The organism is Niveibacterium sp. COAC-50 (assembly GCF_013184235.1).
GTDB lineage: Bacteria > Pseudomonadota > Gammaproteobacteria > Burkholderiales > Rhodocyclaceae > Niveibacterium > Niveibacterium microcysteis.
Window position 1 is genome coordinate 1,018,542 of sequence record NZ_JABCJM010000001.1, and the last position, 20,886, is coordinate 1,039,427.

Annotated in this window: 16 protein-coding genes; 13 read left to right on the forward strand and 3 right to left on the reverse strand. The window is 64.7% G+C overall.

The annotated features are described in order from the left end of the window. Positions 1–12: 12 nt before the first annotated feature. Genes HH302_RS04575 through HH302_RS04620 form a run of 10 tightly spaced genes read left to right on the forward strand, consistent with a single transcriptional unit; the run spans position 13 to position 12,601 of the window. The gene (locus tag HH302_RS04575) at positions 13–1,176 is read left to right on the forward strand and encodes a methyl-accepting chemotaxis protein (RefSeq protein ID WP_172198803.1); all 1,164 of its coding nucleotides are present in this window, start codon (positions 13–15) and stop codon (positions 1,174–1,176) included. 26 nt (positions 1,177–1,202) lie between these two features. Continuing rightward, positions 1,203–1,568, forward strand: coding sequence for a response regulator (locus tag HH302_RS04580; RefSeq protein ID WP_172198805.1), 366 nt, complete (start codon positions 1,203–1,205; stop codon positions 1,566–1,568). A 40-nt stretch (positions 1,569–1,608) separates the two neighbouring features. Next, on the forward strand, positions 1,609–3,828 hold the full coding sequence (locus HH302_RS04585; protein WP_172198807.1) for a chemotaxis protein CheW: 2,220 nt from the start codon (positions 1,609–1,611) through the stop codon (positions 3,826–3,828). Between the two features lie 18 nt (positions 3,829–3,846). Continuing rightward, positions 3,847–4,347 (forward strand): chemotaxis protein CheW, encoded by a 501-nt coding sequence (locus HH302_RS04590; RefSeq protein WP_172198809.1) that lies wholly within the window; start codon positions 3,847–3,849, stop codon positions 4,345–4,347. A gap of 33 nt (positions 4,348–4,380) precedes the next feature. Further along, positions 4,381–7,152 (forward strand): methyl-accepting chemotaxis protein, encoded by a 2,772-nt coding sequence (locus HH302_RS22655; protein WP_172198811.1) that lies wholly within the window; start codon positions 4,381–4,383, stop codon positions 7,150–7,152. A gap of 48 nt (positions 7,153–7,200) precedes the next feature. Beyond that, the gene (locus tag HH302_RS04600) at positions 7,201–9,462 is read left to right on the forward strand and encodes a methyl-accepting chemotaxis protein (RefSeq protein WP_172198813.1); all 2,262 of its coding nucleotides are present in this window, start codon (positions 7,201–7,203) and stop codon (positions 9,460–9,462) included. A gap of 27 nt (positions 9,463–9,489) precedes the next feature. Then, positions 9,490–10,548: a CheR family methyltransferase gene (locus HH302_RS04605; RefSeq protein WP_172198815.1), complete on the forward strand. Its 1,059-nt coding sequence runs from the start codon at positions 9,490–9,492 to the stop codon at positions 10,546–10,548. Continuing rightward, positions 10,523–11,155 carry a chemoreceptor glutamine deamidase CheD gene (cheD, locus tag HH302_RS04610; RefSeq protein ID WP_172198817.1) on the forward strand — a complete coding sequence of 211 codons (633 nt, stop codon included), beginning with the start codon at positions 10,523–10,525 and terminating at the stop codon, positions 11,153–11,155. The genes HH302_RS04605 and cheD overlap by 26 nt, the downstream gene beginning before the upstream one ends. A gap of 14 nt (positions 11,156–11,169) precedes the next feature. Then, positions 11,170–12,267, forward strand: a complete 1,098-nt coding sequence (locus tag HH302_RS04615) for a chemotaxis response regulator protein-glutamate methylesterase (RefSeq protein ID WP_172198819.1) — start codon at positions 11,170–11,172, stop codon at positions 12,265–12,267. Positions 12,268–12,295: 28 nt separating this feature from the next. Then, on the forward strand, positions 12,296–12,601 hold the full coding sequence (locus HH302_RS04620; protein ID WP_172198822.1) for an STAS domain-containing protein: 306 nt from the start codon (positions 12,296–12,298) through the stop codon (positions 12,599–12,601). Between the two features lie 15 nt (positions 12,602–12,616). Here HH302_RS04620 and recJ read toward each other — a convergent pair whose 3' ends face one another. Together recJ and HH302_RS04630 are read right to left on the reverse strand one after the other, a co-directional pair. Then, positions 12,617–14,317 carry a single-stranded-DNA-specific exonuclease RecJ gene (recJ, locus tag HH302_RS04625; protein ID WP_371814613.1) on the reverse strand — a complete coding sequence of 567 codons (1,701 nt, stop codon included), beginning with the start codon at positions 14,315–14,317 and terminating at the stop codon, positions 12,617–12,619. Continuing rightward, a complete protein-coding gene (locus HH302_RS04630) occupies positions 14,314–15,348 on the reverse strand; it encodes a hypothetical protein (protein WP_172198836.1) in 1,035 nt (344 codons plus the stop codon). Before HH302_RS04630 ends, recJ begins: the two co-directional genes overlap by 4 nt. A gap of 173 nt (positions 15,349–15,521) precedes the next feature. Between HH302_RS04630 and HH302_RS04635 the strand changes: the two genes are divergently transcribed. Together HH302_RS04635 and lolD are read left to right on the forward strand one after the other, a co-directional pair. Further along, positions 15,522–16,775 (forward strand): lipoprotein-releasing ABC transporter permease subunit, encoded by a 1,254-nt coding sequence (locus HH302_RS04635; RefSeq protein WP_172198839.1) that lies wholly within the window; start codon positions 15,522–15,524, stop codon positions 16,773–16,775. Beyond that, on the forward strand, positions 16,768–17,451 hold the full coding sequence (lolD, locus tag HH302_RS04640) for a lipoprotein-releasing ABC transporter ATP-binding protein LolD (protein WP_172198842.1): 684 nt from the start codon (positions 16,768–16,770) through the stop codon (positions 17,449–17,451). The genes HH302_RS04635 and lolD overlap by 8 nt, the downstream gene beginning before the upstream one ends. Before the next feature lie 22 nt (positions 17,452–17,473). Here lolD and HH302_RS04645 read toward each other — a convergent pair whose 3' ends face one another. Then, entirely contained in the window at positions 17,474–18,589 is a 1,116-nt protein-coding gene (locus tag HH302_RS04645) for a TrkA family potassium uptake protein (protein ID WP_246479620.1), read from the reverse strand. 241 nt (positions 18,590–18,830) lie between these two features. Between HH302_RS04645 and HH302_RS04650 the strand changes: the two genes are divergently transcribed. Continuing rightward, a complete protein-coding gene (locus HH302_RS04650; protein WP_172198845.1) occupies positions 18,831–20,825 on the forward strand; it encodes a hypothetical protein in 1,995 nt (664 codons plus the stop codon). Positions 20,826–20,886: the final 61 nt, after the last annotated feature.

The window sequence follows — 20,886 nt, forward strand, 5'->3', positions numbered from 1 at the left end:
ACAGAGGCCAACATGAAGTTCAGCAAACGATCTGCAATGACCGTTGGTGTGTGCCTGAGCGCTGTGGCGATCGTGCTCGCATGGTTCTTTGCTTGGCCGGGCTATGCCGCTGGTGTCGTGGTTGCCCTTACGTGGGCGATTTGTACTGCGCTGACTCGCGCAGGCGTTGAGCGCGATGCCGCGAGGCAAGTAGAACCGGTGGCAGACCCTTTGCCTTCCAGCCTGGGCGACGCTGGCCGCGGCGCTGCCGCGCAACTTGAGGCCATACGTGGCGAAGTCGAGCGCATCCGCAGCCTGCTGCATGACGCAATCCAGAAGTTGGGCGACAGCTTCAATGGCATGCATGCGCATACCCGCGCGCAACAGGAAATAGCCCTTCAAATCACCGCTCAGGGCGTTGATGGGGCTGCGAATCAGGATGGCTTTGACCGTTTTGTCAGCAACACCTCAACGGTGATGCAACGCATCGTTGATAGTGTGATCGAGAACAGCCGGATCGCGATGGAGTTGGTCGAACTCACCGAGACGATTTCGAAGCGCGCGACCGATGTAGAGCAGATCCTTGGCGAGATCGGCGCGATCGCAAAGCAGACGAACCTGCTCGCGCTCAACGCTGCGATTGAGGCCGCGCGAGCCGGGGAGGCGGGCCGTGGCTTCGCCGTGGTAGCCGACGAAGTGCGCGACCTGTCTGCCCGCACCAGTTCGTTCTCGCAACAGATTGGCGGCCTGATGCAATCGATGCGGGATGGTGTGCGCAGCACGGAAGCGGCGATCTCGCAGATGGCGTCGCAGGACATGACCTTTGCGCTGAACTCGAAGAGCGAGGTTGAAGAGGTGCTGGCGGCGGTTGAGCGCCTCAACGCGCAGCGCCGCCAGGGCGTAGAGCAGCTCAGCCAGCATTCGAGCGCGATGGACGAAGAAGTGAACCGCGCGGTCATGGCCATGCAGTTTCAGGACATGGTGTCGCAGTTGGTCGGCCATGTGCTGCAGCGCGTGGATGCGCTGGAAGCCCTCGCGACGTCGATCGGCGAATTGGCGGCTGCGCAAACGCTGCCGGGGGCGCGTGAGCGCGCTGGGCAGGCCATTACGGCGCGCGTCGATGCGCTGCCCGCGATCAAGGATGTGCATACGGTGAATCAGGCTCGGATCGCGGTTGGCGATATCGAGCTGTTCTGAACAACAGGCAAGGAAAGCTGAACATCATGGCAAAGACGGTTCTCACGGTAGATGACTCGGCTTCGATCCGGCAGATGGTCTCTTTCACGCTCAAGAGCGCTGGCTACGACGTGCTGGAGGCTGTTGACGGCATGGATGGGCTGGAGAAGGCGAAGGGCCGCCCGGTATCGCTGGTGCTGACTGACCAGAACATGCCGCGCATGGATGGCCTCAGCCTGATCAAGCAATTGCGCGCGCTGCCGCAATACCGCAGCGTGCCGATCCTGATGCTGACCACCGAGTCGTCCGACACCATGAAGCAGCAAGGGCGTGCCGCGGGGGCCACGGGGTGGCTGGTCAAGCCTTTTGATCCGCAGAAGCTCATCGAGGTCGTCAAGAAGGTCATCGGCTGAATCTGTCGCGGCAACACGTACCGGGCCAGGGGAGAGCGGCATGTCATTCGACATGAGCCAGTTCCATGCGGTGTTCTTCGAGGAATCCCGCGAGCACCTCGAGAACATGGAGTCCTTGCTGCTGGCCGTCGACGTTGCGGCGCCCGAGAGCGGCGATTTGCCCGCCATCTTCCGGGCGGCGCACTCGATCAAGGGCTCGGCGGCGACCTTCGGATTCACCGATGTTGCCGAGCTGACGCATGTGATGGAGACGCTGCTCGATCTCGTGCGCAACGGGGCCATCACGCTGACCGAAGAAATGGTCGACGCTTGCCTCGCAGCGGGCGACGTACTGCGTAATTTGCTTGACGCCCACCAGGGCCATGGCGAGGCCGACCATGCCGCGGCGGAGGCAATGCGTGCGCGCCTTGCCGTGCTCGCCGAAGAGGCGCAGCGTGCGGTCGGCGCGATACCGGCAGCACCGGGTACCCACAAACGGGCGCGCACCTACCAGCTGGGCTTTGCGATGCTGCCGGGCGATCCGCAGGCGGACGAATCGGTTGCCAATCTGATCGCCGAGCTCAAGGAGCTGGGGGAAGTCATCGATGCTCGCCCGCCTGCCGAAGGCGCGCGCACCTGGTCGGTGAAACTGGCGAGCGATGTTGATCCTGAAACCTTGCGAACGGTCTTGGAGTTCGTTGTCGACAGCGCGTCCGTGTCGATCGACGTCGTCGATGCCGCACCGGTGGCGCCGAAGGCCGACGAGGCCTTTGGTCTCTTCGATGATGCGCCGGGCGCCCCGGCCGACGAAGAGACGGCGTACGGTTTTTTCGAACCCCTGAGCGAACCGGCCCAGACAAGCTCAAGCGACGATCCGGGATACGGCTTCTTCGAACCGCTGCCCGATGCAGCGTCCGCTGCGACGAGCGATGCCGCCGATGGCTCCTACGGTTTCTTCGAGCCGTTGCCGCAGCCCGCGATGGCGGCAGAGCATCTGGCGCCAGCGGTTGCCGCCAAGACGGAAGTTGCCCCGCGCGGCACCACAACGCCCGCCGTTCAGCCCGCGAAGGATGCTGCCGCGCGGCCCGTCAGCAAGTCGGACGCCAGCTCGATCCGCGTGAACATCGAGCGCGTCGATCAGATGATCAACCTCGTCGGCGAGCTGGTGATCACCCAGGCCATGATCAGCCAGGCCGCCGGTGCGCTGGACCCGGTGCTGTACGAGCGCCTGCATAACGGCATTGCGCTGCTCGAACGCAACACCCGCGATCTGCAGGAATCGGTGATGTCGATCCGCATGCTGCCGATCTCGACAGTGTTCAATCGTTTCCCGCGCGTGGTGCGTGATCTCTCCGGCAAGCTCGGAAAGCGCGTCGAACTGGTCACCGGGGGTGAGAACACCGAGCTGGACAAGGGGCTGGTGGAGTTGATTGCTGACCCGCTGACGCACCTGATCCGCAACAGCCTCGATCACGGCATCGAGTCGCCGGAGCGGCGGCGCGAGGCGGGCAAGAGCGAAACCGGCCGCATCAACCTGCGGGCTTACCACCAGAGCGGAAATATCGTCATCGAGGTGGCGGACGACGGCGCGGGTCTCAACCGCAACCGCATTCTCGCCAAGGCACGCGAGCGCGGCCTGCCGGTGTCGGACAGCATGACCGATCAGGAAGTGTTCCAGCTGATTTTCGAGCCGGGCTTCTCCACCGCCGAGCAGGTCACGGACGTCTCCGGCCGCGGCGTTGGCATGGATGTGGTGAAGCGCAACATCGGGTCGCTGGGTGGCCGCATCGAGCTCGACTCGATGCTGGGTGTCGGCACCCGCGTAACGGTGCGTCTGCCGCTGACACTGGCGATTCTGGATGGCATGTCGGTCGGCCTCGCCGGCGAGACCTACATCATTCCGCTCGACTACGTTGTCGAGTCGCTGCAGCCAACGGCGGCGATGCTCAAGGCGGTGTCAGGCGTGGAGCGCTTGCTCGATGTGCGCGGTGAATACCTGCCCATCGTCGACCTGCACGAAGCCTTCGATACGCCGGGCGAGCGCAGTGCGTACGAGGCCGGAATCATGGTGATCCTTGAGTCGGACGGCAACAAGGTTGCCGCGTTCGTCGACGCACTGATCGGCCAGCACCAGGTCGTGATCAAGAGTCTGGAAGCCAATTACCGACGGGTGCCCGGCATTTCCGGCGCCACCATCATGGGTGACGGCCACGTCGCGCTGATCGTCGACCCACCCCAGCTTGTGAGCATGGCGCGCCGCGCCGGCCAGGGCGCAGCATGAATACCAGTGGAGGCAAGCATGGTTGACGCCAACATGCAGATGACGGTCGCGCAGGAAGGGCGTGTGGTGGCAGGCGAATTCCTGACCTTCACGCTGGGCGGCGAGGAATACGCGATCGATATCCTGAAGGTTCAGGAAATCCGCGGCTACGACGCGGTGACGCGCATCGCTGGCGCGCCGGAATTCATCAAGGGTGTCATCAATCTGCGCGGCATCATCGTGCCGATCGTGGATTTGCGGATCAAGTTCAAAGCGGGTACCGCCGAATTTACGCCCTTCACCGTGGTGATCATCCTCAATGTTGGGGCGCGGGTAGTCGGCGTGGTGGTTGATGGCGTGTCGGACGTGCTGACCCTGGCACCCGAACAGATACGCCCTGCGCCGGAGTTCAGTTCCGCGATCCGCACCGAGTACATCGTCGGCCTCGCTTCGGTGGCAGAGCGCATGCTGATCCTGCTCGACATCGAACGCCTGATGAGCGCCAGCGAAATGGCGCTTGTTGACGAAGCCATTCTCTGACGCACCGACACACGATCCGACCGGAGCGCTGACATGCAAGCCCTGCTCAAACCCTCTCTCGCGTTGATGAACCGGCTGAATGTGCCGCGCAAGTTCGCGCTGATCGGCGTGATCGTGCTGTGCGCGCTCGGATTCCTCGTCTGGCAGGTGGATCATCGCATCGAGGCGGATCTGCACTTCGCGCGCACCGAGTCGCTCACGGCGCACTACTTCCTGCCGGCTCGCCAGATGATGGAGGGCGTGCAGGTGCACCGCGGTCAGGCGCGCCAGCTGATCGGTGGCAATGAAAGCGCCCGGCCCAAGCTCAAGGACGCCGCCGACAAGGTTGAAGCGGCGATCAAGGCAGCGGATGCGGTGATAGCACACGAAGGCCCGCAGTACGGGCTCGACGATGCCTGGGGCAAGCTCAAGGCGCATTGGGCGGATGTGCGCGCCAAGGCGATCACGGTCTCTGCGGCGGACAGCGTGAAGCTGCATACCGAGCTGATCGGTGAGATCAAGGCGTTCATGACACTGATCGCCGACAACACGAACGCCACGCTGGATCCGGAGGCCTCGACCTACTACCTGATGACAATCTTTACCGACCGCGCGCCGGACATCGTGGAAGCGCTCGGTCGGGCGAGAGCGCGCTCCGTCTCGGCTGTGCTGGCCAAGCAGGTGACGGTGAGCGACCGTGTCGAACTGGAAACGATGCTGGCGCTATCCGATCAGAGTCTCTCGGTGATGCAGGCCTCAATCGAGAAGGCGGCGAAGTTCGATGACACGGGTACGGTCTCACGCGATGTGGAGCCAAGCGTCAAGGCCTTCAAAACCAAGGCCGACGTATTCCGGCAGGAGGTGCGGCGTCTGCTCTCGGCCGATAAGGTCGATGAGAGCCCGGACGCGCTTTGGGCCTTGTCGACCGAGGCCCTGCAGGCCGGTTACGCAGTGATGGACGCGGCGGCCAAGGCGTTTGACGACGCGATCGATATTCGCGTCGCCCGCCTTGAGCGCGAGCGCAACACCACCTTCGTGCTGGCCGCTTTGGCGGTGCTGCTGGCGCTGTACCTGTTCCTTGGCTTCCGGTCCGGCATGTTGCGTGCGATCGACATGATCCAGAACGGCGCGCGGCGTATTGCACAGGCTGATCTATCGAACAACGTCGACGTTTCGTCGCGTGACGAGTTTGGCGAGATCGCCGCAACGCTCAACACCATGCGAGCGCAGTTGCGCCAGAAGATCGAGAGCGATCAGGCGCTTGCGGCCGAGAACTTGCGTATCCGCAACGCGCTGGACAAGACCTCCACCAACGTGATGCTCGCAGACAACGACGGCAAGATTCTCTACTGCAACGAGTCCGTCGTGACGATGCTGGGCGGCGTCGAGAACGAGCTGCGCAAGGTGTTGCCGCAGTTCCGGGCGCAGGAGATCGTTGGCCGCAACTTCGACGAGTTTCACCGCAACCCCTCGCACCAGCGCAACGTGCTCGGTGCGCTGCGCGGCAAGCATGTCGCCAACATCAAGGTCGGCCCGCTCAGCTTCCGGCTGACTGCCAACCCGATCATGGACAGCACCGGTCGCCGGCTTGGCACGGTGATCGAATGGCTCGACCGTACGGCCGAGGTCAGGGCCGAGGAGGAACTCGCTGCGCTGTTGCGTGCCGCAGTCGCCGGCGACTTCGCACAGCGCCTGACGGTGGCAGACAAGGAGGGTTTCTTCCGGCAACTCGCGGAGGCGATGAACCAGCTGCTCGGCGTCGTTTCCGGCGGTCTTGAAGATGTGGCGGGTGTGCTCAACGCGATCTCGCAAGGCGACCTTACGGTGCGCATCCAGAACGACTACCAGGGCATGTTCGGCCGCCTCAAGGAGGATACGAATCAGACGGTCGATCGCCTGAACGCGGTACTGAGCCAGATCCGCGAGGCGAGTGACGCCGTGAATACCGCCGCGCAGGAAATCGCCGCCGGCAATTCGGATCTCTCCGGTCGCACCGAGGAACAGGCTTCCAGCCTTGAAGAGACCGCCTCCAGCATGGAAGAACTGAACGCCACGGTGCGTCAGAACGCGGAGAGCGCAGCGCAGGCGAACCGCCTCGCGTCGCAGTCGAACGCGGTGGCGCAGGAAGGCGGCGCCAAGGTGCGCCAGATCGTCACGACGATGGATGCGATCCAGTCCAGCGCAACCAAGATCGCCGACATCATCGGCGTGATCGATTCGATCGCGTTCCAGACCAATATCCTTGCGCTCAACGCCGCGGTAGAAGCCGCGCGGGCGGGTGAGCAGGGGCGCGGTTTCGCGGTGGTCGCCTCGGAAGTGCGCAACCTTGCGCAGCGCAGCGCGCAAGCCGCGAAGGAGATCAAGGGCCTGATCGCCGACAGTGTGGACAAGGTTGGCGAAGGCGCGCGCGAGGTACGCGATGCCGGCGCCACGATCAACGAGATGGTGAGCAACTTTGCCGAACTCGCCCGGTTGGTGACGGACATCTCGCAAGCAAGCCGGGAACAATCCACAGGTATCGATCAGGTTGCCGCTGCAGTGGGCCAGATGGATGAAGTGACGCAGCAGAACGCGGCGCTGGTGGAGCAGGCGGCGGCCGCAGCCGAGAGCCTGGAGGAACAGGCGAGGATGCTGGCGAGTTCAGTGGCCGCCTTCCGGCTTGACGCTGGCGCCGGCTATCAGGCGCCAATCACCATTGCGCAGGCTCCGGCTCATGCTGCACCGGTGCGCACCCCGGCAATCGCTCGTACGCCGGTGGCGCCAAAGGGCGCCCCGAAGCCGCGCAAGCAACCGGCAAGCGCTGAGTCCGACTGGCAGGAATTCTGAGCCGCGTAAGCGGCCAACGAGATACGGCAAAAAGGGGAGACAGCCTTCATGCGCATCAACACGCCGGTGACCGACCGCGAGGTCGAGCTCAGTGTCGACACGATGATCGTGTCGAAGACCGATACGAAGGGCCGCATCACCTACATCAACCGCGACTTCATCGACATCAGCGGCTTCACCGAGGCAGAGTTGATGGGGCAGCCGCACAACATCGTGCGTCATCCGGATATGCCGCCGGAAGCCTTCGACGATTTGTGGAAGTGCCTCAAGGCCGGGCGTCCCTGGATCGGCATGGTGAAGAACCGCTGCAAGAACGGCGATTACTACTGGGTGGAAGCCCACGCGACGCCGCTGCGCGAGGGCGATCAGATCACCGGCTACATGTCGGTTCGCCGCAAGGCGAGCCGCGAGCAGATTCAGGCAGCTGAGACCTTCTACGCACAGCTGCGCGCACAGCGGGCCAGCGCCGTCGTGCGCAACGGCGAGGTGGTCGGCAACGGTATTCCCGCGCTGTTGGCGAAGTGGGCCGACGTGCCGCTCGTCAGCAAAGTCTGGCTGGGCTGTGCGCTCTCGGCGCTGCTGGCGCTTGCCGCCGTATGGCGCGCGGGCGGCGGACACTGGGCGCCGGATGTTCTGCTGCCCCTTGGGGCAATGCTCGTGGTGCTCGCGGGGCTCGGCAGGAGTGTGGCGCACAACCTGCAGCGCCGACTGGCTGCGGCGGTCACCACGGTTGAGCGTGTGGCGCAGGGCAACCTGAAAGATCGGCTGGCCGTGGCGCGCAACGATGAGATCGGGCGGCTTGTGCAGGGTGTCGAATCGATGCTGATCCGCCACGGCTTCGACATCGCGGAGATCAACCGCGTGGTCGAAGAAAGCCTGCGCATCAAGACCGGCCTCGACAACGTTGCCACCAACGTGATGATCGCCGACCGCGACAATCGGATCATCTACCTCAACAAGTCGCTGGAGCGCACCTTCAGCGACGCTACGGAGGACATGCGGAAGGCCTTTGGCAGCTTCGATGTCTCGAAGCTCATCGGCACGTCGATCGACCAGTTCCACAAGAACCCGGCGCACCAGCAGCAGTTGCTTGCAAGGCTGCAGGGCACGCACAAGGCCGTGGTTTCGATCGGCAGCCGGACTTTCACGCTGACAGTGAACCCGGTGGTCGACCCCCGTGGCGTGCGTCTGGGCACCGCGGTGGAATGGCTGGACCGCACTGCGGAGCTCGCGATCGAAGCCGAGGTGGCGACCCTGGTCGAGGGCACCGCAAATGGCGACTTCAGCCACCGGCTGGCGCTTGAGGGCAAGACAGGCTTCGCCCTGCAGCTCTCCGAAAACCTCAACCGCATGGTCGAAACGACCTCGGCCGGCCTGGGCGCAATTGCATCGATTCTGCAGTCGATCGCGCAGGGCGACCTGACACGCAGCGTCGAAGGCGACTATCGCGGCGTGTTCGGCCAGCTGCGCGACGATGCCAACACCACCGTTGCGCGTTTGCGTGACCTGATGGGCACGATCCAGCAGGCTACGGAAGCGGTGAACACGGCGGCGAAGGAGATTGCTGCTGGCAATGCGGATCTGTCGTCACGCACTGAAGAACAGGCATCGAGCCTGGAGGAAACCGCGGCGAGCATGGAGCAACTGAACTCCACCGTTCGCAACAATGCCCAGACAGCGGCCGATGCGAGTGCGCTGGCGCGTCAGTCCGACGGCGTCACGCAGCGTGGCGGCGAGATGGTGCGCCAGGTCGTCGGCACGATGGACGCAATCCAGAAGAGTGCCTCGAAGATTGCAGAGATCATCAGCGTGATCGACTCGATTGCGTTCCAGACCAACATCCTCGCCCTCAACGCCGCTGTGGAAGCGGCGCGGGCCGGCGAGCAGGGCAGGGGCTTCGCGGTGGTGGCGTCCGAGGTGCGCAACCTTGCCCACCGCAGTGCGCAGGCAGCCAAGGAGATCAAGGGCCTGATCGAAGAGAGCGAGGTCAAGGTGCGCGGCGGCGTGCAGCAGGTGCGCGAGGCGGGCGAGACGATCGAAGAGATGGTCGCCAACTTCCGCCAGCTGACGCAGTTGGTGAACGAGATCGCGAACTCGAGCCGCGAACAGGCAGAAGGGATTGATCAGGTCGCGTCGGCGGTGACGCAGATGGACGAAGTGACGCAGCAGAACGCGGCCCTGGTCGAGCAAGCGGCCGCAGCGGCGGAAAGCCTGGAGGACCAGGCGCATACCCTTACCGCGGCCGTGGCGACCTTCCGCCTTTCCACCGCGACACACCACCCCGCTGCACGCGGCCGGCGCGGGTTCTAGGCAGCAGATGGCGGGAAGGCAGCAGACATGAGTGACAAGCCTGATTCGAAGATTCCTCCGCGTGCGCCGCTGGTGCCGCCACGGGCAACGGCCGCGCCGGCGCGGCCGTCCCTCGGCACCACGACGCGCAAACCCCTGGCCCCGCTGTCACCTGCGCGGCCAGCGCCGGCGCCGCTGCGTGCCACAACGGCCCCCGCGCTACCTGCGGGTGCGGCTGCACGCCAGAAGATCGTGGATTCGCTTGGCAAGATCGATGTGTCGGGGCGCGAATTCGCCTTCACGCCGGCGGATTTCGAACGGGTCCGGGCGCTCATCTACAAGCACGCCGGCATCGCACTGTCGCCGATCAAGCAGGACATGGTCTACAGCCGCCTTGCTCGCCGCTTGCGTGCGCGCGGCGAACACCGATTCTCCGATTATCTGGATAACCTGGAGCGCAGCAACGATCCGAAAGAATGGGAAGAATTCGTCAATGCGCTGACGACCAACCTCACCTCGTTCTTCCGCGAAGCGCACCACTTCGACACGCTGGCGAACCTGCTGCGCAGTTTCGACCCCAAGCGTACGGTCAAGATCTGGTGCTGTGCGGCATCGACCGGCGAAGAGCCATACTCGCTCGCGATCACCGCCTGCGAGGCCTACAACACGCTTTCGCCTCCGGTACAGATCGTCGCGACCGATCTGGACACCAACGTGCTCCGGCATGGCGAACTGGGCATGTACGGCATGGACCGTGTCGATCGCCTGCAGCGTGACCGGCTGCAGAAGTTCTTCCTCAAAGGTACCGGCGAGCAGGCGGGCAAGGTGCGTGTGCGGCCCGAGTTGCAGCGCCTGCTCAGCTTCCGCCGCCTCAACCTGCTTGAGCCCTCGTGGCCGGTGCAGGGGCCGTTTGATGCGATCTTCTGCCGCAATGTGATGATCTACTTCGACAAGCCGACGCAATACACGATCCTAAAGCGCTTCGTGCCTTTGCTGCGGCCCGAGGGGCTGATGTTCGCGGGCCACTCCGAGAACTTCATGCACGCGGCCGATCTGTTCCGCTCGCTCGGGAGAACGGTGTATGCCCGCACCGACCAGCGGGGCTGACTACGACCCTCTCGATCCACACCTGGCGGACAACGCCTACTACGATCGCAACTTCGCATGCGATGCGGTAAAGGTGTTGCCCGGCGAGTACTACGCCACGACGCGCGACATGGCGATCGTGACGGTGCTGGGCTCCTGCGTTGCGGCCTGCATACGGGACCGTGACAAGCGCATCGGCGGGCTCAACCACTTCATGCTGCCCGATAGCGGTGAGCGGGGTGTGCTATCCGAGTCCGCCCGCTACGGCGCATTCGCGATGGAAGTGTTGATCAACCGGCTGCTAGGCATGGGCGCGCGGCGATCCAGCCTCGAAGCGAAGGTTTTCGGCGGTGGCCGCGTGATGGCGGCGCTGACCGGATCAAGTGTGGGCGACCGCAATTCGGCTTTTGTGCTCGACTATTTGAAACTTGAGCGGATACCGGTGATCGCGCAAGACCTGCTCGATGTGTATGCGCGCAAGGTGTATTTCTTTCCGGTGAGCGGGCGCGTGATGGTGAAGAAGCTGGTCGATCTGCGGAACGAAACCGTGATCGACCGCGAACGCGATTACCGCGAACGGCTCACCCATGCACCGCGACATAGCGGTGATGTGGAACTGTTCGATTAAGGCGAGAAGCAGACATGGCAATCCGCGTACTCATCGTGGACGACTCGGCAGTGATGCGTTCGGTGCTTTCCGAATTGATCAACCAGGCACCGGATATCGAAGTCGTCGGCACGGCCACTGACCCGATCGTTGCGCGCGAGATGATCAAGCAGCGCAACCCCGATGTGGTGACGCTGGACATCGAAATGCCGCGCATGGATGGTTTGGAGTTTCTCGACAAGCTGATGCGGCTGCGGCCGACCCCCGTAGTGATGATCTCGACGCTGACCGAGCGGGGCTCGGACGTGACCTTCCGCGCGCTGGAGCTCGGCGCCGTCGACTTCATCACCAAGCCGAAGCTCAATTCGGCGCAGGGTATCCGCCCTTACGCGGACGAGATCTGCGACAAGATTCGCGCTGCGCATCAGGCGCGCCTGCGCTCACCGGCGAAGTACTCGCAGCCGGCGGCAGCGGCTTCAACGGCTGCCACCGCCGCGAGCGCCACGGGGGGCGCAACGCCCACGGCGCTGGATGGCAATACCTTGCGTGACCGCCTGGTACTGATCGGGGCGTCGACCGGCGGTACCGAAGCGATCAAGGAGGTGCTGACCCGTTTCCCCGAGCAGATGCCCGGCATCCTGATCGTCCAGCACATGCCGGAGATGTTCACCGGCTCGTTCGCCAAGCGGCTGGACGGCCTCTGCAAGGTGCGCGTCAAGGAAGCCGAGGACGGCGAGAAGATCCTGCCCGGCCATGCTTACCTTGCCCCCGGGCATTCGCATCTGCTCGTCAAACGCAGTGGCGGGCTGTATTGCTGCGAGCTATCGAAGGCCGAGCCGGTGAATCGTCATCGCCCCTCGGTGGACGTGCTGTTTCACTCGGCCGCCAAGCATGTCGGCGCGAACGGGGTCGGTGTGATACTGACCGGCATGGGCAAGGACGGTGCACAGGGCATGCTTGCAATGAAGAAAGCTGGCTGCTGGAACATCGGCCAGGATCAGGAAAGCTGCGTGGTGTACGGCATGCCGCGTGAGGCCGCGCAGATCGGTGCGGTGGACGAGGTATCGCCACTCAACGAAGTAGCCCAGCGGGTGGTGGCGCGGCTCAGGCAGTCGGTGCGCCGCGCCAGTTGATTTCGAGGTTTGAGCCAGGGAGCAGAAGATGGAAACCAATGTCACGACCCGCGACGGCGTCGCGTTGCTAAAACTCAGCGGGCGCTTCGATTTCAATGCACACCGCGAGTTTCGCGAAGCACTGGAGCGCATGGTGGCGCTCCCGGCGACCACCTCCTTTACGGTCGACCTCGCCGATGTCAGCTATCTGGACAGCTCCGCGCTGGGCATGCTGCTGCTGCTACGCGACAAGGCGAAGCAGGCCAACAAGCTCGTCACACTTGCCGGTGTCAAAGGCAGCGTGCGCCAGGTGCTGGATATCGCGAACTTCTCGAAGATGTTCACGATTACCTGAACGCCTTGGGGGCGGTCAGCCCCCCGTGGCGTCTTCCCAGTGCTCGATCAGCAACTGCAACGACGCCACGCCGCGGTATTCGTTGGCCGAGAGCCGGAACGCTGCATGCAGGCGATCCGGCGCCGGGTCGGCATGGCGGAAGCGGATCGCTTCGTAGCGTTCGTTGCCGCGCCGCAGCGTGAGCTTCACATGCTGATCCTTCAGCAGCCGTTGCGATTCCACTTCGAAGGCATCTGAGAAGAGCGGCGCCGGGAAGCCCTGGCCCCAGATCTCGCGTTCGATCAACCGCGCGGCTTCGAGCGACATCTCGTGGGGGGAGAGTTCCCCATCCGTTTCAAGGCGCGGGTTGAGCGCCTCGTCATCGGCCAGCGCCTGCACTACGGCATCGAAGCCCGCCGCAAAGCGGGGGAAGTCCGTTTCACGGATCAACACGCCCGCGGCCATGGCGTGGCCGCCAAACGTCAAGATCAGATCCGGCTGGCGTTTGCTGAGCAAGTCCAGCGCATCGCGCAGGTGCACGCCGGCGACGGAACGCCCCGAACCCTTGATCAGGCCATCGTCGCTGCGCGCAAAGGCAATCACCGGGCGATGCAGCCGCTCCTTGACGCGGCCGGCGACGATGCCGACCACGCCCTGATGCCAGTCGGCATCGAACAGCGCTACGCCGTGCGCCGCGGAGTCGCCCAGCGCGTCCAGCATCAGCTCGGCGCTTGCCTGCATGTCTTCTTCGATGCTGCGTCGTTCCTGGTTCATTCGGTCCAGCTCGCGCGCGAGGTTCGTGGCACGGAGCGGGTCATCGGTGATAAGGCATTCGATGCCGAGCGACATGTCGGCGAGCCGGCCAGCCGCGTTGAGCCGGGGGCCGAGGCCAAATCCCAGATCGAAGGTGCTGGCCCGCATTGCGTCGCGCGAGGCCGCAGCGAACAGCGCCCGGATGCCCGGCTGCATCTTGCCGGCACGCATGCGGGACAAGCCTTGGTGCACCAGAATCCGGTTGTTCTGATCCAGCTTCACCACGTCGGCGACGGTGCCGAGCGCGACCAGATCCAGCAGATCGGCGAGTTTTGGTTCTTCGCGCGTGGCAAACCAGTTACGGCGCCGCAGTTCGGCGCGCAGCGCAAGCATCGTGTAGAACATGACGCCGACACCTGCGATGTGCTTGCTCGCAAAGCTGCAGCCCGGCTGGTTCGGGTTCACGATCACATCGGCGTCGGGCAACGTGTCGCCCGGCAGGTGGTGATCGGTGATCAGCGTTGTGATGCCCGCAGCGCGGGCGGCAGCGACGCCTTCCACACTGGCGATGCCGTTGTCCACCGTGATCAGCAGGGCGGGCTTGCGTTCGGCGGCAAGCGCCACGATCGCCGGTGTCAGGCCATAGCCGAACTTGAAGCGGTTCGGCACCAGGTAATCGACGGTGCCGCCGAAGGCACGCAGTGCGCGGATGCCAACGGCGCAGGCCGTGGCGCCGTCGCAGTCGTAGTCGGCAACGATCAGCATCGGCGCTTGCGCCGCGAGGGTATCGGCCAGCAGTTCCGCGGCTTCTTTAACACCGCGCAAGCCATCGGGCGGCAGCAGTGCGGTCAGGGCGTAGTCGAGTTCGTCCTTGCGCGCTACGCCGCGTGCGGCGTAAAGGCGGGCGAGCAGGGGCGGCAGCCCGGCGTCGGCGAGGCGGCGAGCCGGGGCTTCCGGGCAGGGGCGGCGGGAAATTTGCATCAGCGTCCTGCAACGGCCGGCATGGGCGTGGTGAGCAGCTGTTCCGGGGGAATTGGTTTGCGCCAGAAAGCCCAGCGCCGAGGGGTGACGTCAAGCGCGATGCCGCCACGTTCGCCGGGCGCGACAATCTCGGCACGCGTGACTTCACTGCGTTGCATGCGCGCTGCGAGCGGGGCGAATACGTTGGCTTCCAGCGCCTTGAGTGCATCGAGCCAGCGGCTGGTGTCGCGAAAGCGGGCGGGCGCATCCAGGGCGTCGATCAGCAACAAGGCTTCACGGCATGCAGGTGCGTCGGCGAAGGTCGCAAGCGCCTGCGGCGTGCTGCCGGCCAGGCGTGCGAGGCCGGCTGCCACGGGGTTGTCGCAGTAGATTGCATCGGCGCTGTGCTGGGGCGTTGCGGTCATGCGGCTTTCGCCCCAGAACCACAGGCTGTTCGCAGCGCGACGGCCGGCTGCCTCACGAGCGCGGTTTACCGGGTGGTCGTGCAGTGCGATCTGTACCGTATTGATGATTCGCCCCCAGCGCAGACCGCCACGGCCCTCCGGCAGAAACAGTGCGACCGGGCGACCGGCAACGTCGATGAGATCACTGAAGATTGCATCGCTGGGTGCGTTCAGCCGCAGGTAGCTGCGTTCGGGGCTGGCCAGCACGAATTCGCCGACTTCCTGCAGCGCGTCGCGCAGGGGCTCCGCCAGTGACTGGGCTTCGTTCGCGTCCAGGGCGAGCCCCTCAGGCGCGGTCAGCACCATCTGGTCGCGCGCAAAATGCAGGCCGACCAGATCTGCACATAGCCAAATGTCTCCGGGCTGCGGCAAGGGCAGATGCTGCTCACCGGCGCGCCGCAGGGTGGCCGTGGCGCAGTCTGCAACACCAAAACGGCTGGCGAAGGCCGATGTACTGCTGGCGGGTGCAATTTGAGCGAGCGTGGCGCGACCGAGCAGCCAGGCGAGGCCGGGCAGGGCGGTGCTGCGCAGGGCCGACGCGGCGTCTGCGGCATCGTTATGGAGCCCGGGTAGGACGATGGAGACTTGCATAATCTCAGGCAGATCAATGACTTCCCGCGCGACGGGCGGCGGAGTGTAACATGCACCGACGCGAGGCCTCCGCCCAGAAGGGCTGAGGCCTCGTGCGTAAAGATAACCCCTTCGAACTCCCTGCCGACGCGTGTGCGAACCGATATTTGCGCCGCGCCGGCCGACCGGTGCCGATGAACTACGAGCTCCTGATCGGACTCCGCTACGTGCGCGCCCGACGCCGCGCGGCGGGCCGCAACCGTTTCATTTCCTTCATCTCGATGGTGTCGATGCTCGGCATTGCGCTCGGCGTTGCGGCGCTGATCGTGGTGCTGTCGGTGATGAACGGATTCCAGCGGGAACTGCGCACCCGCATCCTTGGCGTAGCCGCCCACGCACAGATCGTTGCCTACGAGGGCGACCTGACCGACTGGCAGGGCGCGGCGAAGATTGCGGCGGCGTATCCGGGCGTCAAGGCGGTTGCGCCCTTCGTGCAGCAGCAGGGCATGTTGTCGATGGGCGAATCGGTCCGTGGCACCCTGATCCGTGGCGTCATGCCGGAAGCCGAGGACCGCGTCGCAAATTTCGCCAAGAACATGAAGGCGGGCAAGCTAACCGATCTGAAGCCGGGCGAGTTCGGCATCATCCTCGGGTCGGAACTCGCCAAGGCGATGGGCGTAATGCCCGGCGAGAAGGTCACGCTGATTGCGCCAACCGGCCTTGTCACGCCCGCGGCGATCCTGCCCCGCCTGAAGCAATTCACCGTCGTCGGCGTGTTCGAAATCGGCATGTTCGAATACGACGTCGGGCTCGCGCTGATTCACATGAAAGACGCGCAGGCGCTATATCGCATGGGCGATTCAGTGTCCGGCGTGCGGCTCGCGCTGGACGATCTCTACGCCGCGCCGAAAGTGGCGCGTGGCTTGTTGAGCAAGCTCGACCCGAGCATCGGCGTATCGGACTGGACGCGCAGCCACGCCAACTTCTTCCGCGCGGTGCAGATCGAAAAGAACGTGATGTTCATCATCCTGTCGCTGATCGTTGCAGTGGCGGCATTCAACATCGTGTCGACCCTGGTGATGGCGGTGCAGGACAAGCAGGCGGACATCGCGATCCTGCGTACGCTGGGGGCTTCGCCCAAATCGATCATGACGATCTTCGTGATCCAGGGGGCGATCATGGGCCTGATCGGGCTCGGCATCGGCGTGACCGGCGGCGTGCTGCTGGCGCTCAACGTCGATGTGATCGTGCCAGCCATCGAGCGGACCTTCGGCATGCAGTTCCTCGCCAAGGACGTGTACTTCATTTCGGAACTGCCCTCGCAACTGCTGTGGAGCGACGTCATCACGATCACCGTGCTGTCCTTCGCAGTGACGCTGCTCGCGACGCTGTACCCGAGCTGGCGTGCTGCACGCATCAATCCGGCGGAGGCGCTGCGCTATGAGTGAGAACGAAGTCTTGTCCTGCGTCGGCCTGGGCCGGCGCTATGGCGATGGGCCGGGTGCGGTCGTCGTGCTGGATGGCGTGGCGATGTCGGTGGCGCGTGGCGAAAGCGTCGCGATCGTCGGCGCGTCGGGCTCCGGCAAGAGTACCTTGCTGCACCTGCTGGGCGGTCTGGATAAGCCAACGGCCGGGACGGTGCGCCTGCTTGGTCGCGATTTCTCGACGCTGTCCGAGGCCGAGCGTGGCCACCTGCGCAACGCATCACTCGGCTTCGTCTACCAGTTCCACCACCTGCTGCCGGAATTCTCGGCGCAGGAAAACGTTGCAATGCCGCTGTTGATCCGCCGCATGCCGCGCGAGCAGGCAATGGCCAAAGCGGCCGAGATGCTGACCTCGGTTGGGCTGGGGCACCGCCTAGAGCACGCGCCGGGCGAGCTCTCGGGTGGCGAACGCCAGCGCGCGGCGATTGCACGGGCGCTGGTCACCGAGCCCGCCTGTCTGCTGGCCGATGAACCGACCGGCAACCTCGACCGCCATACCGCGGAGACGGTTTTCGACGTGATGCTGGCGCTGCGCCAGCGTATCGGCACCTCGGTGGTGATCGTCACGCACGATCCTGCGCTTGCGGCGCGGGCGGACCGCAGGCTGACCCTGACTGACGGCGTGCTCGCCGAGGCCTGACACCGTGTTACGCCGCCGGCGCTCAGGCGCGCGGCGGCTCAAGTACGAGCATTTCTTCCAGTTCGCGGCGTCCGGCGGGCGAGCACATCGCAATCAGTGTGTCGTCCGGCATCACCACGGCGTCGTCCTGCGGATTGAAGATCCAGTCCTGCGTGCCCTTGATCGCAAGCAGCACGAAGTGCGCGCTGCGTGTGCGCAGCGACGATAGCGGGCGCGGTTCGAAGTCTGCGGGTACTCGGACTTCCTCGACACGCAGCCGGTGTTCGGAACGCAGCATTTCGTCCAGGAAGGACACCACGTGCGGGCGGATCATCGCGGCGACGATGCGCACGCCGCCGGTGAAGTCGGGCGACACTACCTCGTCGGCGCCGGCCTTGCGCAGTTTGCCGATGTTGCGCGGCTCGTGGCTGCGCGCAACGATACGGATGCGTGGGTTGATCTGCCGCGCGGTCATCGTGATCATGAGGTTGAGGCTGTCGTCGCCGGTCACGGCAAAGATGCCGCGTGCGCGCTCAAGCCCGGCGGCAACCAGCAACTCGTCATCGGATGCGTCGCCGTGCAGATAGAGCAGGGCTTCGTCGCGTTCCTTGCGCTCTTCGAGCATCGGCAGATCGTGGTCGATGGCGGCAAATGCGCGGCCGGTCATTTCCAGTTCCGCCGCAACGTTCTGCCCGACCCGCCCGAAGCCGCAGACGATGTAGTGGCCGTGCATCTTCCGGATCAGGTTTTGCATGCGTTTCCTCCGCAGCGTGGCGTTCAGGTCGACTTCCAGCAGGAAGACGGTCAGCGTTGAAAACAGGAACCAGACGGTGGCGAGCCCCGCGGTGCCGATCAGCATCGTGAAGATGCGGCCGCCGGGGCTGTGGTCGAGCTCGATCACTTCGGCGTAGCCGATCGTCGCGACGGTAATGAAGGTCATGTAGATCGCGTCCAGCCAGCTGTGCCGGTCGCCGCCGATGATGTGGTAACCGATGCTGCCGATCACCATGACCGCGCCTAATGCCCCGATCCCCCATGCCGCCTTGGCGGAGAGCCGAAGCGAGGTGCGCGACATGGCGCGGTGCACCGCCAGCGTGTAGTGATGCTGGGTGCGCTTGCGGCGTCGTATGAGGGCTCGAACCGGGTTGGGCAGTCGCATGATCTGTTCTTCCTCCGGGTGCCATGATTCGAGCATGTGCTTGCAGGCAATGACCCCGACGCAGATCAAAAGCGTGACGGCTGACGCAACGTGTTCAACGCGGCGCGTATCCCGGGTGTTGCTGCGGTGGCAATCGCCCGAATTCGGGTCCATGCTGTTGGATTAAGGCAAAACCGGTCTGCCTACGACGCGGGGGTTGCGGACAGGCGTTGTCGCCGGGACCGGTAGGCGGGGAGACAACATGAGTTCATTTGCCGGAGCGGCGATGCGTGGGGCGGGCGTGTTTTCTGCACCGCCCGCGTTGGGGCCGGATCTTCAGGTGCGGCGCTTGCGCCGTTGGCGGGTTTTTGGCGCCGTGTTCATTGCCTGCAGCGTGCTGGGCTTGATCTACGATTTTTCGCGTCCGGCGGAGTATCGCGCCGAGGCACGTGTCCAGATCACGCCTGCCGCCAGCCTGCCCCCAGTATCCTCATCGCAGCAGCCGAGCAATGCGGCCCCGCCGCCGGCGCCTGGCCTGGCGGACGAGGTGCAGCGCCTGACTGGCCGCCCGCTGATCGAGCGCGTGCGTGACCAGTTGCATCGGGCGGGCGTCGAGATGGACGGCCTGGAGTCTGCCGATGCAATCCAGCGCATTTTGTCGGCCGAGGCCGTTGCCGACAGCCGTATCGTCGAGCTGTCTGCGGTGGGCCGTCACCCGGACGCGCTCGCACGCCTTGTGAATGGATTGATCGGTGTGTACCGCGACGAGATCGCCGAGCAGTTCCAGAAGACTGCGGCGCAGACACTTACGCAGTCGCGCGAGGAACTCGATCGCCTGAGCGCACGCATCGCGGAGAAGCGTGCCGCAGTGGAAGCCTTCCAGGCCCAGCACAACATCGTTTCGGCGAACCATCAGGAAAACGCGCTGCTCAGTGGCGTGAAGGACATGAGCACTTCGCTCAACGTGGCCAACGACCGCGTGGTGGCGGCCGAAGCGCGCCTGCGTTCGCTGCGTGAGTCAGCCGCCGCCGGCAAGTCGATCGAGCGTGCCCGCGACAATCCGACGCTCGCTTCGATCGAGCAACGCGCATCGCAAACGCGTGAGGCCTTGCGCGACATGGAGCGCAACTACACCGCCGATTACATGGCCATCGACCCGAATGCACGGGCGCTGCGGGCGCGCCTGGCCGAACTTGAAGCGCAGCTCAAGGCCCAACGTAGCGCCAGCCGCGACGCCTCGATCGCCGAAGCACAGGAGGAGCTCGCCACCGCCCAGGAGGCGGCCAACCGGCTCCGTCAGCAAATGGCCGGGGCACGGGGCGTGGTGCAGTCCTTCGCGATTCGCGTGAGCGAGTACAAGGCGATGCAGGACGAACTGGATCAGCTTGAGGCGCTACATCGTAGTTCGCTCGAACGCCTGGTCAAGCTTGAGGCGAGTGAGCGGGCGCGCATGCCGTCGCTGTCCGTAATCGAATGGGCGAGTACGCCACACGATACCTGGCGCCCCCGCTATGCGCGCGACGCAGCGATTGTCTTGGCGGCCGCGCTGCTGGCGGCGCTGTTCGCAGTGTGGCTTGTCGACTACCTGCAATCGCGTGGACCACAGCCAGCGGTTGTTGTTAGTCCAGTCTGGCTGGGTGGTGGCGCGAGCGCACTGCAGATCGGCCCGAACGCGCAGCCACCGCAGTTGCATGCGGCTCGGCCGGATCTTTTACCGGCACCGCTTGCGCTGCCTCGGGAACTGTCGGACCCGGAGTCCAGTGCCCTGCTGGCCGCTGCATCGGGCGCGTCACGGGTTGCTCTTCGCTGCCTGTTCGCTGGTGTCGACCCCTCGGAATTGCTCATTTTGCGGGCGGGCGATGTGGATCTCGAGCAGGCGGCCCTACGCGTTGGCGGAGCGTCGCCCAGGCGGATCGGTTTGACCGCCGATGCATTGGCCGATTTGCGTAGCGAGGCTCCGGACCAGCCATTGCTGCGTAATGCCGCCGGCGCACCGCTCGACCGGGCTGCGCTGGATAGCCTGTTGCTCTGCCTGGCCCATGATGCCGGGGTGCTGGCGCCGGCGGAGGTTACGGCGGACGCTTTGCGCCACAGCTACCTCAGTCATCTGGCGCGACAGGGCGTGCGGTTCAGCGATCTGGCGCTTCGCGTTGGTGCTGTGCCTGCTGAGCGCCTGGCGGCCTACAGTGCGATGGCGCCGACTGGCCAACGCTTGGCGGCCGAACAGGTTGATTGGTCCTACCCGCCGGTCCACTGATTTGCTGCGTCACGCTGATGTGAAACGTCGCACGCGCATCTGAGGCCGATGCGGCGAGAAT